This is a genomic window from Kitasatospora sp. NPDC088351 (genome assembly GCF_040685575.1).
Lineage (GTDB): Bacteria > Actinomycetota > Actinomycetes > Streptomycetales > Streptomycetaceae > Kitasatospora.
In genome coordinates, this window is the sequence record NZ_JBFBIL010000048.1 from 1 (window position 1) to 22,040 (window position 22,040).

22 protein-coding genes are annotated in these 22,040 nt (G+C 70.1%); 15 read left to right on the top strand and 7 right to left on the bottom strand.

Annotated features, from left to right (window positions below):
* Positions 1-394: 394 nt before the first annotated feature.
* From AB0P06_RS27345 to AB0P06_RS27355, 3 genes are all read left to right on the top strand, one after another.
* Complete coding sequence (locus AB0P06_RS27345) at positions 395-1,651, top strand: helix-turn-helix transcriptional regulator (protein WP_363611802.1); 1,257 nt, start codon at positions 395-397, stop codon at positions 1,649-1,651.
* Positions 1,652-1,666: 15 nt separating this feature from the next.
* Positions 1,667-2,026: a hypothetical protein gene (locus AB0P06_RS27350; RefSeq protein WP_363611804.1), complete on the top strand. Its 360-nt coding sequence runs from the start codon at positions 1,667-1,669 to the stop codon at positions 2,024-2,026.
* A 320-nt stretch (positions 2,027-2,346) separates the two neighbouring features.
* Positions 2,347-3,048, top strand: a complete 702-nt coding sequence (locus tag AB0P06_RS27355) for an SUMF1/EgtB/PvdO family nonheme iron enzyme (protein ID WP_363611806.1) — start codon at positions 2,347-2,349, stop codon at positions 3,046-3,048.
* A 41-nt stretch (positions 3,049-3,089) separates the two neighbouring features.
* On the opposite strand, the gene AB0P06_RS27360 is transcribed toward AB0P06_RS27355, so the two are convergent.
* Positions 3,090-3,779 carry a 50S ribosomal protein L11 methyltransferase gene (locus tag AB0P06_RS27360; protein ID WP_363611808.1) on the bottom strand — a complete coding sequence of 230 codons (690 nt, stop codon included), beginning with the start codon at positions 3,777-3,779 and terminating at the stop codon, positions 3,090-3,092.
* Positions 3,780-4,015: 236 nt separating this feature from the next.
* Here AB0P06_RS27360 and AB0P06_RS27365 point away from each other — a divergent pair, with 236 nt between their 5' ends.
* Positions 4,016-4,342 (top strand): hypothetical protein, encoded by a 327-nt coding sequence (locus AB0P06_RS27365; protein WP_363611895.1) that lies wholly within the window; start codon positions 4,016-4,018, stop codon positions 4,340-4,342.
* A 15-nt stretch (positions 4,343-4,357) separates the two neighbouring features.
* Here AB0P06_RS27365 and AB0P06_RS27370 read toward each other — a convergent pair whose 3' ends face one another.
* Complete coding sequence (locus AB0P06_RS27370; protein WP_363611810.1) at positions 4,358-5,302, bottom strand: DUF5996 family protein; 945 nt, start codon at positions 5,300-5,302, stop codon at positions 4,358-4,360.
* Positions 5,303-5,679: 377 nt separating this feature from the next.
* Here AB0P06_RS27370 and AB0P06_RS27375 point away from each other — a divergent pair, with 377 nt between their 5' ends.
* The gene (locus tag AB0P06_RS27375; RefSeq protein WP_363611812.1) at positions 5,680-6,858 is read left to right on the top strand and encodes an ROK family protein; all 1,179 of its coding nucleotides are present in this window, start codon (positions 5,680-5,682) and stop codon (positions 6,856-6,858) included.
* Here AB0P06_RS27375 and AB0P06_RS27380 read toward each other — a convergent pair whose 3' ends face one another.
* Positions 6,859-7,290, bottom strand: coding sequence for a hypothetical protein (locus AB0P06_RS27380; RefSeq protein ID WP_363611814.1), 432 nt, complete (start codon positions 7,288-7,290; stop codon positions 6,859-6,861). It abuts the gene before it with no gap.
* Positions 7,291-7,408: 118 nt separating this feature from the next.
* Positions 7,409-8,182 (bottom strand): GntR family transcriptional regulator, encoded by a 774-nt coding sequence (locus AB0P06_RS27385; protein WP_363611897.1) that lies wholly within the window; start codon positions 8,180-8,182, stop codon positions 7,409-7,411.
* Positions 8,183-8,453: 271 nt separating this feature from the next.
* On the opposite strand from AB0P06_RS27385, the gene AB0P06_RS27390 reads away from it, so the two are divergent.
* The 7 genes from AB0P06_RS27390 to AB0P06_RS27420 all read left to right on the top strand — a co-directional run bounded on the left by AB0P06_RS27390 (position 8,454) and on the right by AB0P06_RS27420 (position 16,382).
* Entirely contained in the window at positions 8,454-9,257 is an 804-nt protein-coding gene (locus tag AB0P06_RS27390) for an exodeoxyribonuclease III (RefSeq protein ID WP_363611816.1), read from the top strand.
* A gap of 278 nt (positions 9,258-9,535) precedes the next feature.
* Positions 9,536-9,766 (top strand): hypothetical protein, encoded by a 231-nt coding sequence (locus tag AB0P06_RS27395; protein WP_363611818.1) that lies wholly within the window; start codon positions 9,536-9,538, stop codon positions 9,764-9,766.
* A gap of 236 nt (positions 9,767-10,002) precedes the next feature.
* Positions 10,003-11,508: a hypothetical protein gene (locus AB0P06_RS27400; RefSeq protein ID WP_363611820.1), complete on the top strand. Its 1,506-nt coding sequence runs from the start codon at positions 10,003-10,005 to the stop codon at positions 11,506-11,508.
* A gap of 23 nt (positions 11,509-11,531) precedes the next feature.
* Positions 11,532-13,073 carry an ATP-binding protein gene (locus AB0P06_RS27405; protein ID WP_363611822.1) on the top strand — a complete coding sequence of 514 codons (1,542 nt, stop codon included), beginning with the start codon at positions 11,532-11,534 and terminating at the stop codon, positions 13,071-13,073.
* 652 nt (positions 13,074-13,725) lie between these two features.
* Entirely contained in the window at positions 13,726-14,529 is an 804-nt protein-coding gene (locus AB0P06_RS27410) for a DUF6271 family protein (RefSeq protein WP_363611824.1), read from the top strand.
* Positions 14,530-14,562: 33 nt separating this feature from the next.
* Entirely contained in the window at positions 14,563-15,888 is a 1,326-nt protein-coding gene (locus tag AB0P06_RS27415; RefSeq protein WP_363611826.1) for a DUF6271 family protein, read from the top strand.
* Positions 15,885-16,382: a GNAT family N-acetyltransferase gene (locus tag AB0P06_RS27420; protein WP_363611828.1), complete on the top strand. Its 498-nt coding sequence runs from the start codon at positions 15,885-15,887 to the stop codon at positions 16,380-16,382. Before AB0P06_RS27415 ends, AB0P06_RS27420 begins: the two co-directional genes overlap by 4 nt.
* A 462-nt stretch (positions 16,383-16,844) precedes the next feature.
* On the opposite strand, the gene AB0P06_RS27425 is transcribed toward AB0P06_RS27420, so the two are convergent.
* Positions 16,845-17,582: a hypothetical protein gene (locus AB0P06_RS27425; protein WP_363611830.1), complete on the bottom strand. Its 738-nt coding sequence runs from the start codon at positions 17,580-17,582 to the stop codon at positions 16,845-16,847.
* On the opposite strand from AB0P06_RS27425, the gene AB0P06_RS27430 reads away from it, so the two are divergent.
* The gene (locus tag AB0P06_RS27430) at positions 17,581-17,769 is read left to right on the top strand and encodes a hypothetical protein (RefSeq protein WP_363611832.1); all 189 of its coding nucleotides are present in this window, start codon (positions 17,581-17,583) and stop codon (positions 17,767-17,769) included. The two genes, AB0P06_RS27425 and AB0P06_RS27430, sit on opposite strands and share 2 nt — an antisense overlap.
* A 271-nt stretch (positions 17,770-18,040) precedes the next feature.
* Positions 18,041-19,066: an alcohol dehydrogenase gene (locus tag AB0P06_RS27435; RefSeq protein WP_363611834.1), complete on the top strand. Its 1,026-nt coding sequence runs from the start codon at positions 18,041-18,043 to the stop codon at positions 19,064-19,066.
* 320 nt (positions 19,067-19,386) lie between these two features.
* Here AB0P06_RS27435 and AB0P06_RS27440 read toward each other — a convergent pair whose 3' ends face one another.
* Both AB0P06_RS27440 and AB0P06_RS27445 read right to left on the bottom strand, forming a co-directional pair.
* Positions 19,387-20,583, bottom strand: coding sequence for a hypothetical protein (locus AB0P06_RS27440; RefSeq protein ID WP_363611836.1), 1,197 nt, complete (start codon positions 20,581-20,583; stop codon positions 19,387-19,389).
* Positions 20,571-21,248: a DsbA family oxidoreductase gene (locus AB0P06_RS27445; protein ID WP_363611838.1), complete on the bottom strand. Its 678-nt coding sequence runs from the start codon at positions 21,246-21,248 to the stop codon at positions 20,571-20,573. Before AB0P06_RS27445 ends, AB0P06_RS27440 begins: the two co-directional genes overlap by 13 nt.
* An 85-nt stretch (positions 21,249-21,333) precedes the next feature.
* Here AB0P06_RS27445 and AB0P06_RS27450 point away from each other — a divergent pair, with 85 nt between their 5' ends.
* A complete protein-coding gene (locus tag AB0P06_RS27450) occupies positions 21,334-21,915 on the top strand; it encodes a TetR/AcrR family transcriptional regulator (RefSeq protein ID WP_363611840.1) in 582 nt (193 codons plus the stop codon).
* The last annotated feature ends 125 nt before the right edge of the window (positions 21,916-22,040 follow it).

The window sequence follows — 22,040 nt, forward strand, 5'->3', positions numbered from 1 at the left end:
CGAGATACGCGCCGACCTCCACCTCGGCCTGCTCCAACTCGCCTGCAGCATCATCTGCCTGCGAAAGCTCCGAACCTCATTCTGAAACGATCAGTAAGTAGCCCTCGGTCCTGTCCTCGGCGTACTCCTCGCCCTGGGGTCAGTCGTCCAGCGGATTCCAGCCGACCAGGGGGTTGACCCGCTCCGCCTTTGCGGGGTCCGTCATGACTTCGCGGTACACCCGTGGGTGGTACGCCTCGCCATCGCTCTGTCCTCCTTCGCCGCTCGAAGTAGCTGCATCCAGTGAACGGCCGAGGAGTTGTCCCGAACCAGAGCAGAAGGTGAGCACCTATCAGGCATAATCAACGCACTGTCCGGCCTGGCCTCGGGCCTTTCGATCTGAGCGGAGGCGCCTGTGGCTTCGAGGAGGAAGCGTCTCGCGGAGCGCCGTAAGGCGCTGGGCTACAGTCAGGAGTCGTTCGCCAACGAGCTGGGGGTGGCAGTCTCCACGGTTACCCGTTGGGAGGCCGGCGCGACCGACCCCCACGGGTACGTGCACCCCAAGATGGCAAAGGTCCTCAAGGTCACCCCTGAAGGGCTGGCGGACCTCCTCGCACCAGAGGTGAGAGTTCCTGACCGTTCGGTGGCCTACGCCGCTGCTCCTCCTTCTGGTGATACTGACGACATGAAGCGCCGCGATGTTTTGAGCCTGCTCGCCGTGACCGGTGCGCTCATTGCCCTGCCGGGCTCCGACAAGCCCTCGTCTCGCCCCGGAACGGCTGCGTCCCTGGCAGAAACCGGGCCTGAATTGAACACGTGCCTCTGGAAGGTGTTCGGCCTCTCCGATTCCAAGCAGGCCGTGTACCCGATGGTTCGGCACCAACTGGGTCTCCTGGCCAAGGGGCTGGGGGAGAGCCAAAACGATGCCTCGCGCCAGCAGCTCTGTGCACTGGCGGGAGACCTGTATCAGCTCGCTGGTGAGATCTTCTTCGACGCCAACAGATACACCGATGCTGCGCACTGCTACACACTGGCCGCCAGCGCCAGCAAAGAAGCAGGAGCTTTCGACATGTGGGCTTGTGCGTTGACGAGGCATGCTTTTGCAGAGCTCTATGAGCGCCGTTTTGCCGTAGCGGCTCCGATTCTGTCAGCGGCGTCTCAGGTAGCAGAACGAGGTGACAGTCAACTCTCGACCCGATACTGGGTGGCGGCGGTCCAAGCAGAGGTACACGCCGGCCTCGGCGACCTTGATGCGACTAAGCGCGCGCTTGACGACGCCGAGAAGGTACATGGCCTGTCCGGGCAGCTTCACAATGATGGCTGGCTTCGGTTCGATGGTTCACGCCTCGATGAGGAGCGGGGGACATGCTATCTCGCACTCGGCCGCCCGGATTTGGCAGAGCAAGCGCTGACATCCGCGCTCTCGCAGCAGCTCTCACTGCGCCGCCAGGGGGCGGTACTCGCGGAGTTGGCGGCTCTTGGTGCCGAGCGCTGCGATCTTGAACAGGCGAGTCACTACACTCGCGCTGCTTTGGAGCTGGCCAGCCAGACCGGATCGGGCTACATCGGGAGGAAGCTGGAGGGCGTGAAGAGCCGCCTTGTCCCGCTCATGGCCGATGGCCGGGCCTCAGCGCTACACCAGCAGATTTCGGCGCTCGACAGCGCCGCCTGACCAAAGGAGCGATGCATGTCGTCCGAGGGGCGAATTTTCCGCGAAGCCTGGATCGCGGGCGTCACAAAGCACTACCCGGGCGAACCAAAGGCCGGCTACGTTGCCCCATGGGACGCGACACCGGAGTGGGAACGCGAGTGCGCCGCCGCCGTTTACGGCCAGGTCCGCGAATTCATCAGCGTGAGCGGTGGGAATACGTCAAAGCTCACCCGGGAGCAGAAGGGCCGGTTCGTCGCGACGTGCTGGATTGCTCAAATCCACAAGCACATCGAGAACCCGAAGCCGGGCTACGTCGCCGACTGGAGTGACTTGCCTTCCTGGCAGCGAGAGACCGATGCGGACATCTTCGAGGCGATCGAGCACGCACACTCCTGAGCGGTCTGCGTCCGCCCCCACCCCCATCCAGTGCGGGGAAGGGGCGGGGGCGGGTTCAGGTCACTCAGGGTGGTTGAGTGGACTACTCGGCGTAGGGGTCTATGTCGGAATGTCTTTTGCATGCGTGTCCTTCAGGGTGGTTCGACGACGCGAACGAGTGCATCGCAGCTCCACCGCGTCGACCCCCACCGGGGCCTCACCGACGCCGACTTCACCGCTCTCGCCGAGTGGTTGCGTCCCCACGCGGTCCCGATCGGCGCCTCGGCCTGACCGCTCCGGACGGAGCCGGGGTCCAGCCGACCCGATAGGATCACCTGCTCATGAGCGCGCGCGCAGAAGCCGAGATGATCTCCGTCCCACCGGGGCGGGTGACACTGTCCGACCGGCGGACGGAACGCAGTTGGAGCGTCGACCTCGCACCCTACGAGCTCTCGGCGGTCCAGGTCACCCAGGCCCGGTACGCCGAGATCACCGGCCTGCGGCCGGGCACCGCCCGGGGCGACCGGCTGCCCGTCGAGGGTGTCTCCTGGTGGGACGCGCTCCGGTTCTGCAACGCCCTGTCCCGGCGCGACGCGCTGACGCCCGCCTACCTCCTGGGCCCCGACGGCGGGGGCGGCGAGAGCGACGGCAGCGGTGACGTTGTCGAATGGGACGCGTCCGCCGACGGCTACCGGCTGCCGACCGAGGCCGAATGGGAGCACGCCTGCCGCGCCGGTACGGCGGGACCGCGCTACGGGCCGCTCGACGACATCGCCTGGTACCGCGGCAACTCGGACGAGCGGATCCACGACGTGGGCGGCAAGCGGCCCAACCCGTGGGGCTTCCACGACATGCTCGGCAACGCCTGGGACTGGTGCTGGGACGTCTACGACGCCGAGGTCTACGGCGCCTACCGGGTGCTGCGCGGCGGCGGCTGGTTCGACGAGCACTGGAGCTGCCGGGCCTCCGTGCGGCGCCGCAGCCACCCCACCTTCCGGGTCGACGACGTGGGATTCCGCGTCGCCCGTTCCCTCCTGCCCTGAGCCCGGCCCTCACCCCCGCGAGGGCGTCAGGCGCGCGGGCATCACACCGGGGCGAGCTGCCAGACGGTCGTGGTCTTGAGGTCGGCGTCCTCCAGGTCCGCGACGACCGGTACGTCGTAGGCGGCCAGGGCGGTGAAGCGGTCGCGCGGGAGGTACGCCCGGCCCGGGTCGCCGACGATGACGCGGGCGCCCCTGGCCCGGGCCCGTTCCAGGAACGGAAGGAAGCGCGCGGCCATCGCCCGCTCGTAGAAGACGTCCCCCGCGAGGACCACCTCGGCCGGGCCGCCGTCACCGTCGAGGAGGTCCTCGACCGCCGCGTCGATCCGGACGCCGTTCGCCTCGGCGTTGATCCCGATGGCGGCCACCGCGTAGGCGTCGATCTCGGCGGCCCGGACGGCCGTCGCGCCGCGCATCGCGGCCGCGATGCCGACCAGACCGGACCCCGCCGCGAGGTCGAGCACCGTCTTCCCGGCCACCGATTCGGGATGGTCCAGGACATACCGGGCGACGGCCACGCCGCCGGCCCACGCGAACGCCCAGAACGGCGGCGGCAGGCCGATCTCACCTCGCGCAGCCTCCGTCGTCTCCCAGAGGGCGATGGCGTCGTCGGCCATGTGCAGACGGACCTCGGGAACGAAGGGAACGGCCGTCAGACCGGTCTCCCGTCGCACGAAGCCGCTGTCCGACGCCAGGGTCGTGCCTGGCTGGAGGGTGCGGATCTCGTTCGGCATGCCCGCAGCATAGGACCTCGCCGGACCGCCCGAGGTGACGGAGTGCCAGCTCCCGGAGCCCGCCTCCCGCTCGGGCACCCGGCGGGAATCGTCAGACACGCCCTAGGATCGACCCCATGCCGCAACTCCCCAAGCTCTCCGAGCTCTCCGCGTTCGCCGCCTGCTCCGGAACCTCGTCGGCGCCGTGCGCCACGGACTCCTTGCTGTCGATCGGTTCGATCGGCTCGGCCCTCTCGATCGGTTCGGTCGGCTCGGCCCTCTCGATCGGTTCGGTCGGCTCGACCCTCTCGATCGGTTCGGTCGGCTCGACCCTCTCGATCGGATCGGTCGGGTCCGTCCTGTCGGTGGGCTCGGTCGGCAGCGTGCTGTCGGTCGGCTCCGTCGGTTCGGCGCTCTCCCTGCTGTCGGCCGGGTCCTGGCTCAGCCTCGGCTCGCTGCTGTCCGCCCGGTCCCGGTGGTCGGTGCTGTCCTGCGGCTCCCGGCGCGGCGTGCTGGTCGGCGGTGTGCTGACGGCGGTGGCCGCCGCCGCTCTGCTCGGCGGGGCCGGCCGCAGCACCCGGTAGCCGTCCCGCCGGGCCTCAGCACCCCGGGGCCGGCGGACGCGGGTCGGTGATCCCGCCCGGGCAGGCCAGGGCGGCGACGTCCCAGCCCGCGCGGCGGGCCCCGGCCTGGTACGCGCTCTCGTAGAAGGCGAGCACCGCCGCCCTCGGATCGCGTTCGGCGCGGGCGTCCTCGTAGCTCAGGACGGCCAGATGGCTGCCGTTGCGCGGTACCCAGCGGGCGGCCGGGGGGCTGAGCGGCTCGGCGTCCAGCCCGGACGGCTCGGGCGCGGTGTACGCGTAGAAGGCGGGCTCGGCGAAGCTGTCGTCCCCGAACCAGAACCCGAAGCTGATCACCTCCCGCGAGTACGCCTCACGGGTCACCGGGTCGGCCTGCGGCGGCGGCTCGACGTGGCGCTCGGAGAACCGGGTGTGGGCGACGTCGAAGGTGTGCCAGAAGTGGTGCACCGGGCTGGACTTCCCGGAGAAGCCCGCCGCGAACTCCTCCAGGACCAGCGCCACCTGGCTGAGCACCCGCCAGTAGCGGTTGGCGTGCGTCGGGTCGTACGTCGCGTGCTCGGTGTCCTCGGCGAACGGCCGGCCCGCGTCGGGCAGGCCGAAGGGCCGGGGCCGCGCGATCTCCACCCGGGCGCCCAGCGCGTCGAGGGCCGCCAGCGTGTTCCGGTGGAACGAGGCCACGGACTGGCCCGGCAGCGGGAAGGACACCTCCCGCCCGTCCGGCGCGGTGGCCACCAGCCGGTGGCCGACGAAGTCGAAGTCGAGCGTGAAGACCGGGCCGCCGTCGGCCCGCCCGGTCGGCCGGGTGGTGAGCCCCCGGCCGGTCAGATGGAACGGTACGTTCCACCAGTGGTTGCGGCGCACACTGGCGGCCAGCCGGATCTTGCCCACCACTTGCGCGAAGCGGTGCAAGGTCTCCTTGGTGTCCTGCCACTCGGCCAGCGGAATCGGCGGGAACAGCTCCATCGCACAGCCCTTTCCTGTCCGCCCCGTCCCATGATGGCCCCGGCGTCCCGCCCACGCGCCGCGGGGCTCACCCGCCCGGGTCCTGCCCGGGTGCCGCCCGCCTCCCGGTGGGCCTGGTCCTGGTTGAAAGCTGGATTACGCGCTGCCACCCGATGCGTACCATTTCGATACCGAAGCCCGGGTGAGCTGCGAAGATGCTCGCCCACCCGGCCCGGGCCCGGGTAGCATCCGGCACATGCCCTCCGGCCCTGGCGCAGGCGGCCCAGCGCTGTCGTGCCCGCGTTCCGGGCGGCGGACTCACGCGGGCCATCAGGGTGGTCACCGCGCACTCGACAACGCGCGCCAGGGCTGTCGCGCGCACGGCGAAGGGCATCGTCTTGGCGGATCGGCTCACCGGAGGAGACTCCTCACTGCTGCGACGGATCAACGCGGCGGTCACGCTCCGGGCGTTGCGGACCGGCCACGCGGTGACCCTCACTCAGCTGGTCGGGGACACCGGACTGTCCCGGCCGACGGTGGAGGGAGTGATCGAGGGACTGGTCGAGACCGGCCTGGTGGCCGAGGTCGACCAGCCGCAGAACGGCGGCCAGCCCGGCGGCGGCCGCCGGGGGCGGCCGGCCCGCTGGTTCCGGTTCCGCGCCGAGGCCGGGCACATCCTCGGCATCGAGATCGGTGTCCACGACATCCGCGTCATCCTCGCCGACCTCACCGGCGAGGTGGTGGGCAGCCATTTCAGACCCGTCGACGAGACCCTGGAGGCGGAGGACCGGCTGACCGCCGTCCGCAGCGTGGTCGCCGAGGTGCTGCGCAAGGCCGGGATCTCCCGGGACAACCTGTGGGCCGTCGGTGTCGGCACCCCGGGCATCCTCGACCGGGACGGCACCGTCCGGCTGGGCACCGCGATGCCGGGCTGGACCGGCCTGGACCTGGGCGCGCGGCTGCGCCGCTCGTTCCGCTGCCCGGTCCTCATCGAGAACGACGCCAACCTGGCCGCCATCGCCGAGCACTGGCAGGGCGCCGCGGTCGGCATGGGCGACGTCGTCTTCGTGATGGCCGGGCTGAGCCCGGGTGCCGGCTCGCTGATCAACGGCAAGCTGCACCGCGGTTTCGGCGGCGCCGCGGGCGAGATCGGCGCGCTGCACCTGCTCGGACAGGAGGTCACGCCCGAACGACTGCTCTCCACCACCGGCAAGCCGCTCAACCCGCTGGACGAGGCGGCCGTCGCCCGGGTGCTGCGGCTGGCCCGGGAGGGCGACGAGGTCGCGCAGGTCGCGATGGACCGCTTCCTGACCAGGCTGGTGCAGAGCGTCGCGGCCCTGGTGCTGGCGATCGACCCGCAGCTGGTGGTGGTCGGCGGCTGGGCCGCCGGTCTGGACGGCGTCCTGGAGCCCCTGCGCGAACGCCTCGCCCAGTTCACCCTGCGCGCCCCCGAGGTGGCCCTGGCCGCCCTGGGCTCCGAGGTGGTCGCCATGGGCGCCCTCCGGGTGGGCCTGGACCACGTCGAGGAACAGCTCTTCGCCGTGGACCCGCCCAGCAGCGGCGGCGGCCGGAGCTGATCAGCGGCCCACCGCATAGTCGGGGCCGGTGAGGTCGATGGTGATCGAGTTGCCCAGATTGTTGGTGAAGCTCGCCATCGGCCAGTCGACGGTGATCCGGACGAACTCGTTGGACTCGCCGAGGTGCAGCAGCCAGACCAGCTTCCGGTCCACATCGAACCGGGCGAAGAGGCCCTCCGACCCGTGCGACCCCCCTCCACCGCAGAGGGAGCCCGAGCCGTCCGGCAACACAGCCTCGACGAAGACACTGACCGAGGTCAGGGCTTCGGAGTCTTCCTCCATCAGCTCCTCCAGGTCGACCTCCTCGCCGAGTTCGAAGCCGTCCAGGTCCGGGCCTGCGACGTCGGCGTCCCTCGACCGCCCGTCCGCCCGGAACAACCCCTCCCAGGCCGGTGCCCAACCCTCGGCCCACAGGTCGTCAAGTCGGCTCATCACCACCCCCTCTCCCCGCGGCCATTGTCGTCCCGGCGCCTTCGCCCGCACAAACGGCCCAGGCCCGGGCGCTCGAGGAGCGTCCGGGCCTGGGCCTGAGGGTGTTCGGAAAAGTGGTTCAGGAAGCGGTGCGGACCTCGGCGGTCGCACCGACGGGGGTGACCTCGACGAGGCCGGTCTCGCCGAAGGTCAGCTTGCAGGTGTCGGCGCGGTAGGTGGAGACCGCGAGCGCCACCAGTCGGCCGGCCGAGGCGTACTGGGTGGTCATCACCAGGACCGGCGAGCCCGGCGGGCGCTCCAGCAGGGCGGCCTGCTCGGCCTCGGCGACGCCGAGCTCGACCGAGCGGGACTCGCCGTCCACCTCCAGGCGCTCCAGCTGGCGCAGCACCGAGCGGGCGCGGTCGCTCTCGGCACGGAAACCGGGCAGGTGCGGCAGCACGGCGGCGGGGACGTGCAGCGACTCGGTGGCCATGTTCTGGCCCTGGACGATGCGCACCCGGCGGACGGTGTGCACGGTGGCGCCCTCGGCGATACCCAGGCTCCTGGCGAGCTGGGCGGAGGCGGGGGCGGTGGTGCAGTCCACGCTGCGCCAGGCCTGGCTGCGGGCGGTGCCGGGCCAGCCCTCCTCGTGCCGGTTGACCGGGACGCCGACCCGGGGGGCGGCGATCAGGGTGCCGATGCCGCGGCGGCGGACCAGCCGGCCCTCCAGCTCCAGCTGGTCGAGCGCCTGGCGCAAGGTGGCCCGGGCCACGCCGAAGCGGGCGGAGAGCTCACGCTCGTTGGGAAGGACCTGGCCGGTGGAGAACTCCGTGCCGATGGCGCGGAGCAGCACCGTGCGCAGGTGCCAGTACTTCGGTTCCGGAACTGCCGTGAGCTGCCCTGTCGTCCCCACCGTGTCCTCCACCCTGATTCTTTCGCCCTGCCGCAGGAGGGCGGACCCGACCCGCTGTCCGCTGTTGCGGCAGGTGGGAGAGCGGGCTTTATCCGTCCTTCTTTATTAAAGGTCCTTGCAGTAAGCGACCCTAGGGGCTGCGTCCGGAGATGGTCAAGACCAATGGCCGGGTTGGTGCCGTTGTCGCGCAGATTCATGCCGCGTTCACGACAGCTCCACATCCGACGCGTCGGTCGTCGGACGGGGCCGTGGCGCTCGATAGGCTGCTCGGGTGATCGTGGTGACGAGTGTGAATGTGAACGGAATCCGGGCGGCGGCCAAGAAGGGCTTCACCGAGTGGCTGTCGGCCACCGAGGCGGACGTGGTCTGCCTGCAGGAAGTGCGCTCCGAGCCCGGGCAACTGCCCGCCGAACTGCGCGACCTGGACGGCTGGCACGCGCTGTGGGCGCCGGCCGCCGCCAAGGGCCGGGCCGGAGTGGCGGTGCTGTCACGGCGGGAGCCGGAGCGTACGGCGATCGGCTTCGAGTCGGCGGAATTCAACAATTCGGGCAGGTATGCCGAAATCGACCTGCCAGGACTGACCGTCGCCAGCCTCTACCTCCCCTCCGGCGAGGTCGGCACCGAACGCCAGGAGGAGAAGGAACGCTTCATGGCGGAGTTCCTGGTCCACCTCGGCAAGCTGCGCACCCGGGCGGCCGCCGCCGGCCGCGAGGTCGTGGTCTGCGGCGACTGGAACATCGCCCACCGCCCCGAGGACCTGAAGAACTGGAAGGCCAACCAGAAGTCGGCCGGCTTCCTCCCCGAGGAACGCGCCTGGCTCAGCCGGGTCTACGACGAGGCCGGCTACGTCGACGTGGTCCGCGCCCTCCACCCCGACCGCACCGGCCCGTACTCCTGGTGGTCCTACCGCGGCCGTGCCTTCGACAACGACTCCGGCTGGCGCATCGACCTCCAGGTCGCCACCCCCGGCCTCGCCGCCAAGGCGGTCGAGGCCTACGTCGAGCGCGCCGACACGCACGCCGAACGCTGGTCCGACCACGCCCCCGTCACCGTGGCCTACGACCTCAAGTCCTGACCACAATCAGGAAGCCGGGCTGCCCGTCCTTGATCAGCAGCCCGGCCGGGACCGACGCGCGCAGCGCCAATCCGGCGGCCCGTCAGCATCCGTTGCAGTCGGCGACCACAGCCGGGGCCGCAGGCCTCTGGCCGCCCAGATCGCCGCAGGCTGATCGAGGCCGCCTACTCACCACCCGCGAAGCGTGCTCTGAAAGCGGCGTGCCGTCTTGAACATGTCTTCCCCGGTCGACCTCGTCGATGGTGAGCCGCGGGGTGTATGAAGTCAGTCGTACCCCCGTGACGAGTTGCCTGCGGGAGTGGCTGGCGGCGAAGAAGAAGGTGCTCGCGCCGAACGCCTGTGCCAGGTACGAGGACTGTGTCGAGCGGGACCTGATCCCGGCCTTCGGCCGCTGCCGAATCCTGGACCTGCGCCCGAGGCAGATCGACGACTGGGTCACCGTCCAGCAGAAAACCAGCCGGGGCGCGTCACCGTCTACCGGGTCGTGGCCACCCCGCGCAACGCGCTGAACGCTGCGGTCCGCTCCTGGCAGCTGCGCCACAACCCGGCCAAGCACTCGGTCCCGCCCAAGCCGCGCACCCAGGCCAGTGAGCCGAGTACGCAACCACAACACCGTGCTGGCCGGTGCCTTCTATCGGGCCTCGTTCGCCGCAGCCCCAGCAGGGAGTCGGTTGCGCCGATACAGCGATGGGCAACCGGCGCAACTCACCAACTTCCCTTGCATGGTTGGCTATTGTCTTGGGGCATGACGCGACAGTTGCCACCCGGCTCCCACAGCGCATCCGACGAGCTGTGGGCGGTTCCGCCCGTCGGCCGCGACACGAGCCAGGATGCCGTGATCGTGGTTCCCGGGATCATGGGCAGCACGCTGCAGGACACGGTGACAGGTGCTCGGATTTGGGGCTTGGGCGTCAAGTCAATGGCGGATACCTGGCTAGGACCCGATGGGATGCTTCCCCTGCACCTCACGCCCGACGAACAGGACGGCCGGTTCGGCCGGGTGCGGGCTACTGGGCTGCTGGAGCGGGTTGGTTGGGCACCGTTTCTGCAGGGTTTCGAGCCGTATACCGATCTGGTGCGCGGTGTGGGTGAGGTCGTCGCACATCCCAAGGCGGTACTGGCGTTCGCCTACGACTGGAGACTGCCGGTCGGCGTCAACGCGGCGCTCCTCGCCGAGGCCGCCCGCCGCCACCTCAGCGCATGGCGTGCGCATCCGGCCCACGACCGGATCCGGCGGCTTCGGGCCGACGAACGCCCGGCCCAGCTGGTCTTCGTCGCTCACTCCATGGGCGGCCTGGTGACCCGTGCTGCGTTGACTCACACCCCTGATCTTGAACCGGACACCCGCGCGGTCATCACCCTCGGCACTCCCTTCCACGGCGCGGTCAAAGCTGCCGTGATACTCAACGGTCACCGCGGCAAAGGCGGTCGCGCCGCGCGGGGGCCGGGCGCGCTTCTCCGGCGCCGCATGCAGGCACTGGCAACCACGCTGCCCGGTATACATGACCTGCTCCCGGGCTTCCGGTGCGTCGACGACAGCCGGGAGGTACGCCGCCTCACCCCGAGCGATATCGAGGCACTCGGCGGCGACAGGGAGCTCGCCGCCCGGTCGCAGGAGTTCCAGCAGTGGATGCGCCTCAACGGACGCTCACTGCCCGGCCACCGGGCCGTCGTCGGAGTGGCTCAGCCGACCGTGCAGAGCATGAGGTTGAAGGAGGGGGTGGTCCACGCGCAGTACGTTACTTTCCGGACGCACTCCGACGGTCAACTGGTTCGTGACGCCGTTGGTGTGCCGCAACGCGTTGACCTAGCGGGGGACGGGACCGTGTATCGCGACTCCGGTTCCCTCGGCGGTCCTGCGGTCACCCATCTCCCGCTGCAGCACGGTCCGATGTCCAGGGACAGTGACGTCATCCGTCACGTGCGGAATGTGATCACCTCTCCGGACGAGCCTCTCGGTCCGCCCATGGGCGAGAGTCAGATCGGTCTCGATGTGCCGGATGCCGTAGAAGCCGGGGCCGGCTGGAACGTGCGGCTGACGGGTACGGACACGCACGCGGGCGTCACCTGTAGCGTCCACGACGCCGAGACCGACCGGCGGATTGCCACGCCCCGTTTCGGCTGGCAGGACGATACGATCGGCGCTCGGGTGACCCTGCCCGCGCCGGGGCTGTACCGGCTGCGGGTCGAGAGCGGAGGCAATGCCCCGGTCACCCAGCTCGTCCTGGCGGCCGAGCCGGACGACAGCTGACGCGCACCGTGGAACACCGCAGCATGAATGCCGCCATCGGCGGGAACGCCGAAAGACCGCTGCAATTCTTCCCGGTCGCCATCGGCCAGTACCGCGATCACCCCCCGCTCGACACCAAGACCGAGGTCGCCGGCATCGCTGAACTGCTCGCACCGTTCGGCGCCGAGACCCGTGACTGGGAAGTCGAGGAGATCGACCGGGGCTTGGACGCGGTCGACGGGCGGCTGCGGGAGTGGTCCGAGCCGCAGAACGCCGGGGACACCATCCTGTACTGGACCGGGCACGGGGAGAGCGACGGGGACCAAAGGGCACTGCTCGCTCATGCCCTCAGCCCCCGCCCCCTCGCCACGAGCGGCATCACCCCGCAACAGCTGGTGAGCTACCTGACCGCCCGCGAGGCGCATCGTAAGGGAAAAGACGGATGGGCGATCGTCATCATCGACGCCTGCAAATCCGCCCGATTCGTCGAGCTGATGAGTGCGGACGTGAACCGGGACCCCGCCGGCGCGCGCAACTTCCTGCTGGTGGCCACGTCCGGGCAAGGTACCGCGAACCTGGGTACGTTCCGCAAGGTCCTGTCCACGGTCCTCACCGTGACCTTCCGTGCCGACGACAGCATCGACCTGTGGCACCTTGCCACAGAGCTCCGCCGGAACCTCGACGGATGTCCGGTGGAGGTGAAAACCGTTCCGGGCCGTGCCATGCTCCACCGCAGAGTGCCCGTGCTCACTCAGACGTCGCTGGACCAGCTGGCCGAGATCGAAACCGTCCTGGACAAGCTTTCCGACGACGAACGACGCCACTTCGTCCCCAAAGCCAGCGGTGCCGAACTCGGCGAACAAGCCTGGTACTTCGAGGGTCGGCAAGAAGAACGCCACCAGATTCTTACCTGGCTCGACACTGTGCACAGGGGCCTGCTCGTGATCACCGGAGCAGCGGGCTCGGGCAAGTCCGCACTGCTCGGACACATTCTCGTACACACCCAGCCCGAACTGCGGCGAGTCCTTGAAGCGGCCGGCCAGCTGACCCCGCTCCCGGCCGCCTCGCCCCAGCCGTGCGACCCGTTCCACGCCGTTGTCCACCTCACCGGCGCCACTCCTCGGGACCTGGTGGCACGGATCGCCCGAGCGGCCGGACTTGAGACCCCGCCCGCCAGTGAGGAACTGAACGTTCAGAGCGACTGGTTGATCAACGGCATGCGCGGACGCGGCCAGCCGTTCACGCTGCTGGTGGACGCCCTCGACGAAGCGTACTCACCTCTGGCGACAGCAGACCGGATCCTGCGCCGGCTCGCCGCACTGCCGATGACCCGCGTCATCGTGGGGACCCGCCGGTCACCGCATGAAGGCCCTGACCTGTCGCAGCCCGACGACCGGTATCTCCTGGACGCTCTGGGCGCCGTAGCGGACACGGCCACCGTCGTCCGCGTAGGACGTGACAGCGACGCGATGACCCGATACGTACGTCGACGCCTGACCGCCGCCGCACGCCACGGAGTTCTTCAGGCGGAGCAGCGGCAGATCGACCACGCGGCGCACGCCATCGGCGCGCTCGACCGGGAATAACCCCAAGCGCACCGCCTCCTCATCAGGTATCGGGACAGCTCGCCCGGCCGTGATCGGAACGATCCGATTTCTACGCTGCAGACGTCTGTCGGCAACGGCTCAGAACGGGTTCTGGATCATTTTCCGTGCCGGAGCCACGGAGCGTCACCGGAACCGCGATCATGAACGGTCGTGACTGACGCTCTCCACGGGCGCTGATGGGGTGCTGCGTCCTACCCTGTGCCCGAGTCACCGCAGGTAGGTGCGGATCTTGCGGGAGCTGTAGCCCCCCTGCACGCGAGCCGATCCGCGCATTGCCCTCGGTCGCCGCGCACCACCGATGCGCGGACCGCATCCTCGGACCCCGCCCGGCGAGCCCTGCCGAAGTCCGTGCGAGGGCAGGGGCGCTTGCCCGATCGGGCAGTGTCGGCGTGCGCCGCCCGATCCCTGAAAGCATCCCGTTGACACCAAAGTTGGTCTAGTCCACCTTGGTGAAGCAAGGTCGTCCACATGAGTCCGGCGGAGCCGCGCGACCCGGCACTGACACCGCTCGGGACTCATCGACTCCCTTGACTCAACTACTTCACCGCGGCCTTGAGTGAGCCATGTGGCATTGCCGTGCCTTGGTCCCCGGACGGGCACATGGATCTGACGATCGATTGGAGACGCCCGCATGCGCAGAACCTGCTTGGCCCTGCCGACCAGCCGGGCCCGTCCCGCCTCGATCGCGGCCATGGGCAAGGAGGCCGTATACGCGGCGGGGAACTTCGGCGTGGAGGTCCGCCTCCTGCCCCTGGACTCCTCGGACGACACCACCTTCACCGACCACGCCAAGACCGTCGGCGAGCTTCTCCCCGCACCGAACGTGTACGAGCGCGTGCCGCCGCCACCGGCCACCGAGACCGTCGGCAGCGACCACTTCCTCCCGTACGTCGTCCTCGATGCCGCCCTGACCGGCGTCGCGCACAATCGACCCATCGTCAACTACTGCACACCGAGGCGCCGTTCAGGTAGCGGCTTCATCGCCCACCAGGTGCGGTTGACGAGGCTCCCGTTCTCGATGCTCTACTTCCACCCCGTCTACGGCGAGACGACGGGCATCGGCGGCGACCGGGCGCGGAACGTCCGCCGACTCGACGCCCTCGACGCGTCTACCGCAAACCGGGCGGCAAGTACGCCGGGTTCGCCGGCCATCCGGCGCCGCCGCGGGAGCGCCTGCCCGACGAGGCCCAGGCCGACGCCGAAGAATGCGCCCACCCGATCCGGGCCCGGGGACCTCTGGCGGAGGCGGCCTGCCCCGACCTCGGCGAGGGTGGAAGAGTCTGCGGCCGATCGTGCGGAGGGGGCGCATTCCACCCCCGCCGGGCCCCGCTGTGGATCTCTGACATCACAAGCGGCCTGGTCCATGGTGGCACGACGGGCCGGCCAGAGCCGCCGTCCAGTGCACCATCCTGCACTCAACTGGCAACTGCTGTAACGAATCTGACGATCAGACGGAGAATCCCACACCATGCAACGAGTCTGCCTCGCCCTGCCCACCATGCGTTCCTGCCCCGGCACCATCGTGGACCTCGCCGAGGAGGCGGCCTACGCCGTCGCGAACTTCGGGGTCGAGGTGCACCTCCTCGTCCTCGACACCACCGACGCCGCCGAATTCGCGAAGAACGCGGACGCCGTGGCCTCACTGGCCCCCACTCCCGGCGTCTTCGTCCACCACCTCGGCGAGGCGCAGCAGCGGGAGTTCCTGCGCCGGGTGGCCGAGCGCTCCGGCGCCGCCGACCCCGAGCTGCTGCTCGACCTGATGCTCCCGCAGGCCGTCGCGTACGGTTCCTGCGTCAACCGGCTCTTCCTGGGCGCGGCCGCCCTGGGCTGCACCTCGGCGCACCTGCGCAACGACGACGCCGACTTCCAGGTCGTCGACGGTCAGAAGATCTTCCCGATCCACCACGAGCTGCTCTCGATCGGCCGGCCGGCCGGCGACGCGGTGGCCGGCGTGTCCCGCTCCGAGCTCGACCCGGCCGACGCGGACAAGCCGGTGATGCTGGTCAGCGGCTCCTTCATCGGCGAACTCAACGTGGACATAGGCGAGATCCACGAGATGGACCCGGCCGTCTACCGCGACTTGGTGCGCCTGTGGACCCCGCCGGTGTGGTCGGAGGAGGAGAGGGACGCGATGGTGGACGTCTCCTTCAAGGGAACCGGCTCCGAGCCGTTCAGCACCGACGAATCCGTCCTCGGCGTGCCCGACATCTGGGACGTCTACATGTGCAATATCGCCCTGGACCACCGGGCCTACGAGGTGCTGCCGCTGCTGCCCTCGATCGAGACCATCGGCTGCGACTACGCCCTGCTGCACGCCATGGTCCACGCCCGGCTGCCCGGCGTCGTCCACAACCGCCACATCGTCAACTACTACACGCCCGAGCGCCGCATCGGCGCCGGCTTCATCTCCTACCAGATGCGGTTCGTCAAGTTCCTGCTCTCGATGCTGTACCTCTACCCGGTCTACGGCGGAATGATCGACCTCGGCCGCGGGCTGCTGGACGAGCGGCACGGGCTGAAGGTCGAGCCGATCCTCGACCTGGTGCGGGGCAGCGTCGACTGGGACCGGGCCGGAAACGAGCACTGCCTGGACGTCCTGGACCGCTCCTACCGCAAGCTGGGCGGCAAGTACGCCGAGCTCGCGGACGTGGTGGCCGGACAGCGGCAGCAGCTCCTGGACGAGGCCCAGGAGGACGCCGAGCGCTGGGCGGTGCTGATCGACGCCTGGGCGGGGATGGCGGCCGCCGCCCGCGCCGAGGGACTCCGCCCCGGCGTGGACGGGGCGGCCGGGTGAACGAGGACATCCTGATACGGCAGCTGACCGACAACGACTGGGACGCCGTGGTCGCGCTGGAACACGACGCCTACGCGGCCGACGGCCTGTCGGAGGGCCGGGAGGCACTGCAGTCCCGCGCCCTCGGCTCGCCGGAGACCTGCTTCGTGCTGGAGCAACGCGGCACGGTCCGCGGCTACCTGCTGAGCCTGCCGTACCCGCCGCTGCGCTGCCCGGACCTCGCCCAGGCGGAGGACGCCGTGTTCGAGTCGGGCAACCTGCACGTGCACGACCTGGTGATCGCCGAGGACCTGCGCGGCCGGGACGTCGCGCTGGGGTTCATGCGGTACTTCCGGGCGCGGGCGGAGGAGCTGGGCTTCGAGCGGATCTCGATGGTCGCGGTGCGCGGGGCGGACATCCTGCTGCGGCTCATCGGCTACCGCGCACACCGGGAGGTGGCCGTCCCCGCGTCCTACGGGCGGCGTGCGGTCTACATGTCGATGCCGGTGCGCTGACCTGCGGGGGCACCTGGACGAATCACCACTCCTTCGGCCCGGATGAATGAGTCCGATGTGGTGAGGCGACCGGGCCGCCTTGAGCCAGTCGACCGCTCACACTGTTCATTTGAGTTGATCTTGAGGAGCGGACCGGTCGCCGGAGGTAGTCCTGCGACGGCGCCCCCGGAAGGTGCGGGCCTCCCGGAGGCCCCGCCCGGCAAGAGCCGGGCGAGGGCGTCCGGGAGGCGGCACAACGCCGATCGCGGCGTGATCCAGCTCTCCGGCGGTGTTTCGGCCTCACGGGCCGGCGGCGCCCGGGCCGACTCCGACGAAGTGGACGGTCACGAGGATTCAGACCACCGTATCGCGACGCTGGACCAGGCTCTTGCCGCTCACGGAGAAAGGTCTGGACCGAGCGCGTTCCCGACCCCATCGGGGTATCCGAGGGCTGCGATTCAGGCCTCCTGAAGAAGGCCTGGATCAGTAGTCCTCGTAGCCGCCCTCGTAGCCACCCTCGTAGCCGCCCTCGCGGCCACGCTCGCGGCCGCCCTCGTGACCCCGGACGACCCGGAAGCTGGCCACCACTCCGTTCTCGACGAAGACGCCCTCGGTGCAACGCGGGTCCACACCGTCGCTGGAGCTGCGGGGCCCGACGGTGGCGATGGCAGCGCCGCCGTCACAGACCGCCCCGCGGAAGACCTCGACGGTCCGGTGGCTTTCGTTGCGGATGTTCAGGCTCCTGGCGCCCAGGCCACTGACCACAGTGATGCAGCCGTCCCAGCGAGCGGAGTACGTCCGCTCGTTGATGTGGATCCGGCCCTCCTCACGGTGCCCCCGGTGCCCCTTGCCCTCGCCGCCCCTGCCCTCGCCGCCCCTGCCCTCGCCGCCTCTACCCTCGCCGCCCCTGCCTTCGCCGCCCCGGCCTTCGCCACCCCGGCCCTCGCCGCCCCTGCCCTCGCCGCCCCTGCCTTCGTCACCCCTGCCCTCACTCTCGTTGACGAAGGACGCCTGTGCGGGAGCGGCCTCCCGCTGAACGGCCGGAACTGCCTGCTGAACGACCGGGGCCGCCTGCGGGACGGCCGGGGCTGCCTGCTGGACGGCCGGGGCCGCCTGGGTCGTCGACTGGGGGGCGCCCGAGGCGTAAGTGAGGCCGGTCACGGCCAGGGCCGCGGCGGAGCTTACGGCCGCGGTGATGACGGTGGTGCGGGTGATCTGCATGGAACTTCTCCTGGTCCTTGAGCGGCCGGTTGAGCCGCCGACGCGTGATTTGAACGTACGGACGGCGGTCATATCGGGCATATGGAAGGGTCGCCGCTGGGGGGCCGAACGGGTGGCAGAGCAAGGATTTGAAGAACTGACAAATAGTCATATTATTTACAAGACGCGAGAATTGACTTTCGATTGATCCTTCTGAGTGATACATGGCGCCTGCTCACTCCTCCGGCGGCGGGGCGCCTGAAACTGCCGACGCGATGAGGTGAGTGGCCTCCGGGGAATGGGACGCCTCAAGGAGGCCGGACCCGCGTCGTGCTCGCCGGCCCACTCCGCCCGCAGGTCAACCTGTCGGGCATGGCGGTGGGCTCGCTCGCGCCCGTTCCCCTTTCGGCGCGCGCGATCGGGTCGCAGCTGATCTGCTGGATTGAGGGGGCCGTCGCGCTCTTCCGGGAGAGAGCCAGATGAGTACATATCGAGTTGCACAGGTCGCCACCGCCGGCGGGCCATTCGAGATCGTTGAGCGTGAGGTACCGGAGCCGGGCCCCGGCCACGTACGGGTTGCCGTGGACGCCTGCGGGATCTGCCACAGCGACGCCCTTTTCGTGGAGGCCGGGCTACCTGGCGTCCGGTTTCCGCTGGTACCCGGCCATGAGATCGCCGGGCGCATCGAGGCGCTGGGCGAACTGAGACACCACCCCGACTGGAAGGTCGGCGACCGAGTGGCCGTTGGCTGGTTCGGCGGCAGCTGCCACCACTGCACGCCCTGCAGACAGGGCGACTTCATCGTGTGCGAGAACCTCAAGGTCCCCGGATGGGCATACGACGGGGGCTTCGCCGAGACGGTGATCGCACCGGCCGATGCCCTGGCCCGGATCCCCGACGCGCTGGCGGCGACCGATGCGGCGCCCATGGCGTGCGCGGGGGTGACCACGTACAACGGGCTGCGGCGCAGCTCCGCCCGGCCGGGCGACCTGGTCGCCGTCCTCGGCATCGGCGGCCTCGGCCACCTGGGGGTGCAGTACGCGGCCGCGATGGGTTTCGAGACCGTGGCCATCGCCCGCGGAGCCGACAAGGCCGACTTCGCCAAGCGGCTCGGCGCTCACCACTACATCGACAGCACGGCGGACACCACCGTCGCCGACGCGCTGCAGTCCCTCGGTGGCGCCAAAGTCGTCCTGGCCACCGCTGCCAACTCCAGCGCCATCACCGCGACCGTGGACGGGCTGTCACACCGGGGCGAGCTGGTGGTGATCGGCGCGGACGCCGACCCGCTGGGAATCAGCCCGGTCCAGCTGCTCATGAGCGGCAAGATCGTGCGCGGCCATCCGTCCGGCACCGCGCAGGATGTGCAGGACACCATGGCGTTCAGCGCTCTGCACGGCATCCGCCCGACGGTCGAGGTCGTGCCGCTGGACCAGGCCGCTGCGGCGTACCAGAAGATGCTCTCGGGCGCCGCCCGTTTCCGGATGGTGCTCGCCACCCGCTGACCTCGCCACCCGCTGACGCATCCGCCCCTTCGGGTATCACCGGCCGGCCGTTGCTCGTCGGGGAACGCGTGCACCGGCCGTGGCCGGGGAACGGCATGCGGGCCGGGTGCGCGCGGTGGGGCGAGTCGCCGATGACGGCGCTCGCCACGCCGCGCCACTCGGGCTCGGAGCATCGTGGCTCCCACTCCCCCTGCCCGAGTGGCTCCCGTTCACCGTTCACCCTGTCGAAAACACCCTGGCACGGTTCAGGAGTACTGCGTCTTCCGTCCCTGGAAACCCGCCCGGGCAAGGGCCGATACCGGCTACCTACCGGTGCACGGTCAACTGCGCCGCTCCGCGCCCCACCAGGTCCGATCGTCGGTGCCCGCGGTTGTCTCCGGGCCGCTGAGGCCCAGCCTGCGCCCGAGGCTGACTCCCTGGCGGTGGATGGCGGTTCCCTCCGCGAGGCGGAGCCGTTCCCAGGCCTGTAGGGCGGTGTCCGCGGACGGCGCCTGCTGCAGGGCGTGGAGGAGGGTGATGGCGTCGGCGGCGGCTTTCTCCGTACTGGCGGCGGTGTGGGGCCGGACCACGAAGGCGGCGTCCCCGGTCAGCAGGATCCGGTGGTTGCGCATCCTGGTGGCGCGTGCGTCGAGGATCGCCTGCAGGAAGGGTTCCGTGGTGTGTTCCACCAGCCAGCGCAGGGGCTGTGGCAGTGTCGAGCGTGCGCGGGCCAGAAGGTCCGTGCGGACCTGGGGTGCGAGCAGTCCCGGCGGCAGTGACAGTCCGTGGCGGGTGCCGTTTCGGTCGGTGGTGATGCGTGCGAGTTCGGGCGGGTCCGCCCGTGTGTACCAGACCCAGTTCATCCGGCGGTGGCCCGTTGCGGTCGTGCCGAAGTCACCCGGGATGAAGTAGCACAGGAACTGGCCGCGCTCCCCGTCCCAGAAGCTGAACCGGTCGCCGAAGCGCGTCACCAGCTCCTGGGGGAGGTCGGCTTCGTCGATGACACCGCGGTAGGCGACGTAGCCGGCGTAGCGCGGCGCACCGTCCGGTGCGACGAGTCCGCGATGCCGGGAGGCGGATCCGTCCGCGATGATCGCCAGGTCGACCGCCCGTGCCGCCTCGCCGACGTGGACGGTGGCCCCTGCGGGGCCGGGCACGAGGGCGGTCACCGGCTGCCCGTCGTGGTAGCGCTCGGCGGGCAGCGTGTCCCGTAGGGCCTTGTAGATCGTTCCCCAGGAGATCATCTGCTGCCGCATGGGCACGATCCGGACGTTCCCGTCCCCGGTGAAGAACTGTCTGTGGGTGACGGGGACGCTGACGCGGTCGGGGTCGACGCCGCAGAACCCGCGCAGGAACCAGGCGACGCCCGGTTGCAGCACGATGCCGGCGCCGCGGTCGTCGGGGCGGCCCGTGGAGCGTTCCCAGACGTCGACGTCCAGGCCGAGCTCCGTGAGCGCGACCGCGTGGAACAGGCCTGCGAGCGACCCACCCACGATGCCGACCGACGTGATGTCGGGCGTCGCGGTCACTGCGAGCACGCCCCCTCATCGCACACGGCTCCGGCCTGTGGCCTGGTCGCCCGCCGTTCCAGGGCTTCGATGAGTCGCTCGATCTCGACCGCGCCGTTGATCGCACGCTCGCCCAGGATGAACAGCGGCACGCCTCGCAGCCCCAGTTGCTCGGCGATTTCCTCGTCCGCACGCACGGCCCTCTCCAGTGCCGGGTCGTCCAGGCGCTGCGCCACGCCGACGGCGAGGCCGTCGTCTTCGCCCAGCCGGGCCAGCACGGCCGGGTCGCCGATGTCCCGTCCCTCGGCGAAGTAGGCGGCGAACAACCGGTCCGCCATCACGGCACCCAGCCCTGCCTCTCGCTGCGCCAGGGCGATCAGGCGGTGTCCGGCCCGGGTGTTCGGTGTCCTGGTGATCTTCTCGTAGTCGAAGGCGGTGCCTTCGCTGCGGCCGGCCAGGACGGTGCCCTGGTCGAGTTGCCGCGACCGTTCCCAGCTGCCGAACTTCGCGCTCCGGTAGGCGCGCCGGTCCATCCCTGCCAGGGGCATGGTCGGGTTCAGCTCGAACGCGCGGTGGTGGATCCGGAACTCGGCGCCGGTGCGTCCTTCGACGATGTCGACCGCCCGCTTCAAGCGGCGTCCGCCGATGTAGCACCAGGGGCAGATCAGATCGCTGAACACGTCGATCGTGAACATGTGCCCTCCTCATCGAACCGACTAGTCTGTTCGATCCGAACAGCAGTCGAGCTGTACCCATTCCCGCGCCCGTCGGAGGCAACCGATGACCACTCCTGAAACGACACGTGCCAGGATCGTCGAGGCCGCTGCCGATCTGTTCACCCGCTGCGGAGTGCGTGCGGTGGGGATCAACGAGATCTGGCGTGCGGCAGAGGTCGCCAAGTCGACGCTCTACCAGCACTTCCGGTCGAAGGACGAGTTGGTGGCGGCGGTCTTGCGCCGGCGCAACGACGCGTGGTGCGCGCGGCTGCGCGCGCTCGCCGAGAGCCGCGAGGCGCCGGCCGACCGGCTCCTCGCCATCCTCGACCTGCTCGGCGAGGAGTTCGCCGATCCCGCCTACCGAGGCAACGACCTGGTGAACGTCGCCGCCGAGTACCCCGACCCCGACCACCCCGTGCGGGTCGCCATCCGGGACCACAAGCGGGAGATCCTCCGCTACCTCACCGGCCTCGCCGCCGCCGCGGGAACGGACGTACCTGAGGGTGCCGCCGCCTTGGTACTCATGCTCGCCGATGGAGCCGTATGCGCCCGGGTCGGTCTCGGTGACACCGACGCCGCCCGCACCGCGCGCGGGGCAGCGGCACGACTGTTGTCGGCCGGCCCGGCGGGCACCACCGCCCCGTGACGAGGGGTCAGGCGCAGGCCCGGGCTTCACCCCTGTTTGTGGACACTTCCGAGAAGCGGATCTTCGGGTCCGCGGAGAGGATGTCCTCATGAGTGCTGCGAGGCACTCGGGGGAGTTCAAGCGGG

Bases quoted from the DNA above. Each gene is read 5' to 3' on its own strand.
- AB0P06_RS27350 (WP_363611804.1), top strand. From the start codon at position 1,667: ATGTCGTCCGAGGGGCGAATTTTCCGCGAAGCCTGGATCGCGGGCGTC.
- AB0P06_RS27355 (WP_363611806.1), top strand. From the start codon at position 2,347: ATGAGCGCGCGCGCAGAAGCCGAGATGATCTCCGTCCCACCGGGGCGG.
- AB0P06_RS27360 (WP_363611808.1), bottom strand. From the start codon at position 3,779: ATGCCGAACGAGATCCGCACCCTCCAGCCAGGCACGACCCTGGCGTCG.
- AB0P06_RS27370 (WP_363611810.1), bottom strand. From the start codon at position 5,302: ATGGAGCTGTTCCCGCCGATTCCGCTGGCCGAGTGGCAGGACACCAAG.
- AB0P06_RS27380 (WP_363611814.1), bottom strand. From the start codon at position 7,290: ATGAGCCGACTTGACGACCTGTGGGCCGAGGGTTGGGCACCGGCCTGG.
- AB0P06_RS27400 (WP_363611820.1), top strand. From the start codon at position 10,003: ATGACGCGACAGTTGCCACCCGGCTCCCACAGCGCATCCGACGAGCTG.
- AB0P06_RS27405 (WP_363611822.1), top strand. From the start codon at position 11,532: ATGAATGCCGCCATCGGCGGGAACGCCGAAAGACCGCTGCAATTCTTC.
- AB0P06_RS27410 (WP_363611824.1), top strand. From the start codon at position 13,726: ATGCGCAGAACCTGCTTGGCCCTGCCGACCAGCCGGGCCCGTCCCGCC.
- AB0P06_RS27415 (WP_363611826.1), top strand. From the start codon at position 14,563: ATGCAACGAGTCTGCCTCGCCCTGCCCACCATGCGTTCCTGCCCCGGC.
- AB0P06_RS27430 (WP_363611832.1), top strand. From the start codon at position 17,581: ATGGAACTTCTCCTGGTCCTTGAGCGGCCGGTTGAGCCGCCGACGCGT.
- AB0P06_RS27425 (WP_363611830.1), bottom strand. From the start codon at position 17,582: ATGCAGATCACCCGCACCACCGTCATCACCGCGGCCGTAAGCTCCGCC.
- AB0P06_RS27435 (WP_363611834.1), top strand. From the start codon at position 18,041: ATGAGTACATATCGAGTTGCACAGGTCGCCACCGCCGGCGGGCCATTC.
- AB0P06_RS27445 (WP_363611838.1), bottom strand. From the start codon at position 21,248: ATGTTCACGATCGACGTGTTCAGCGATCTGATCTGCCCCTGGTGCTAC.
- AB0P06_RS27450 (WP_363611840.1), top strand. From the start codon at position 21,334: ATGACCACTCCTGAAACGACACGTGCCAGGATCGTCGAGGCCGCTGCC.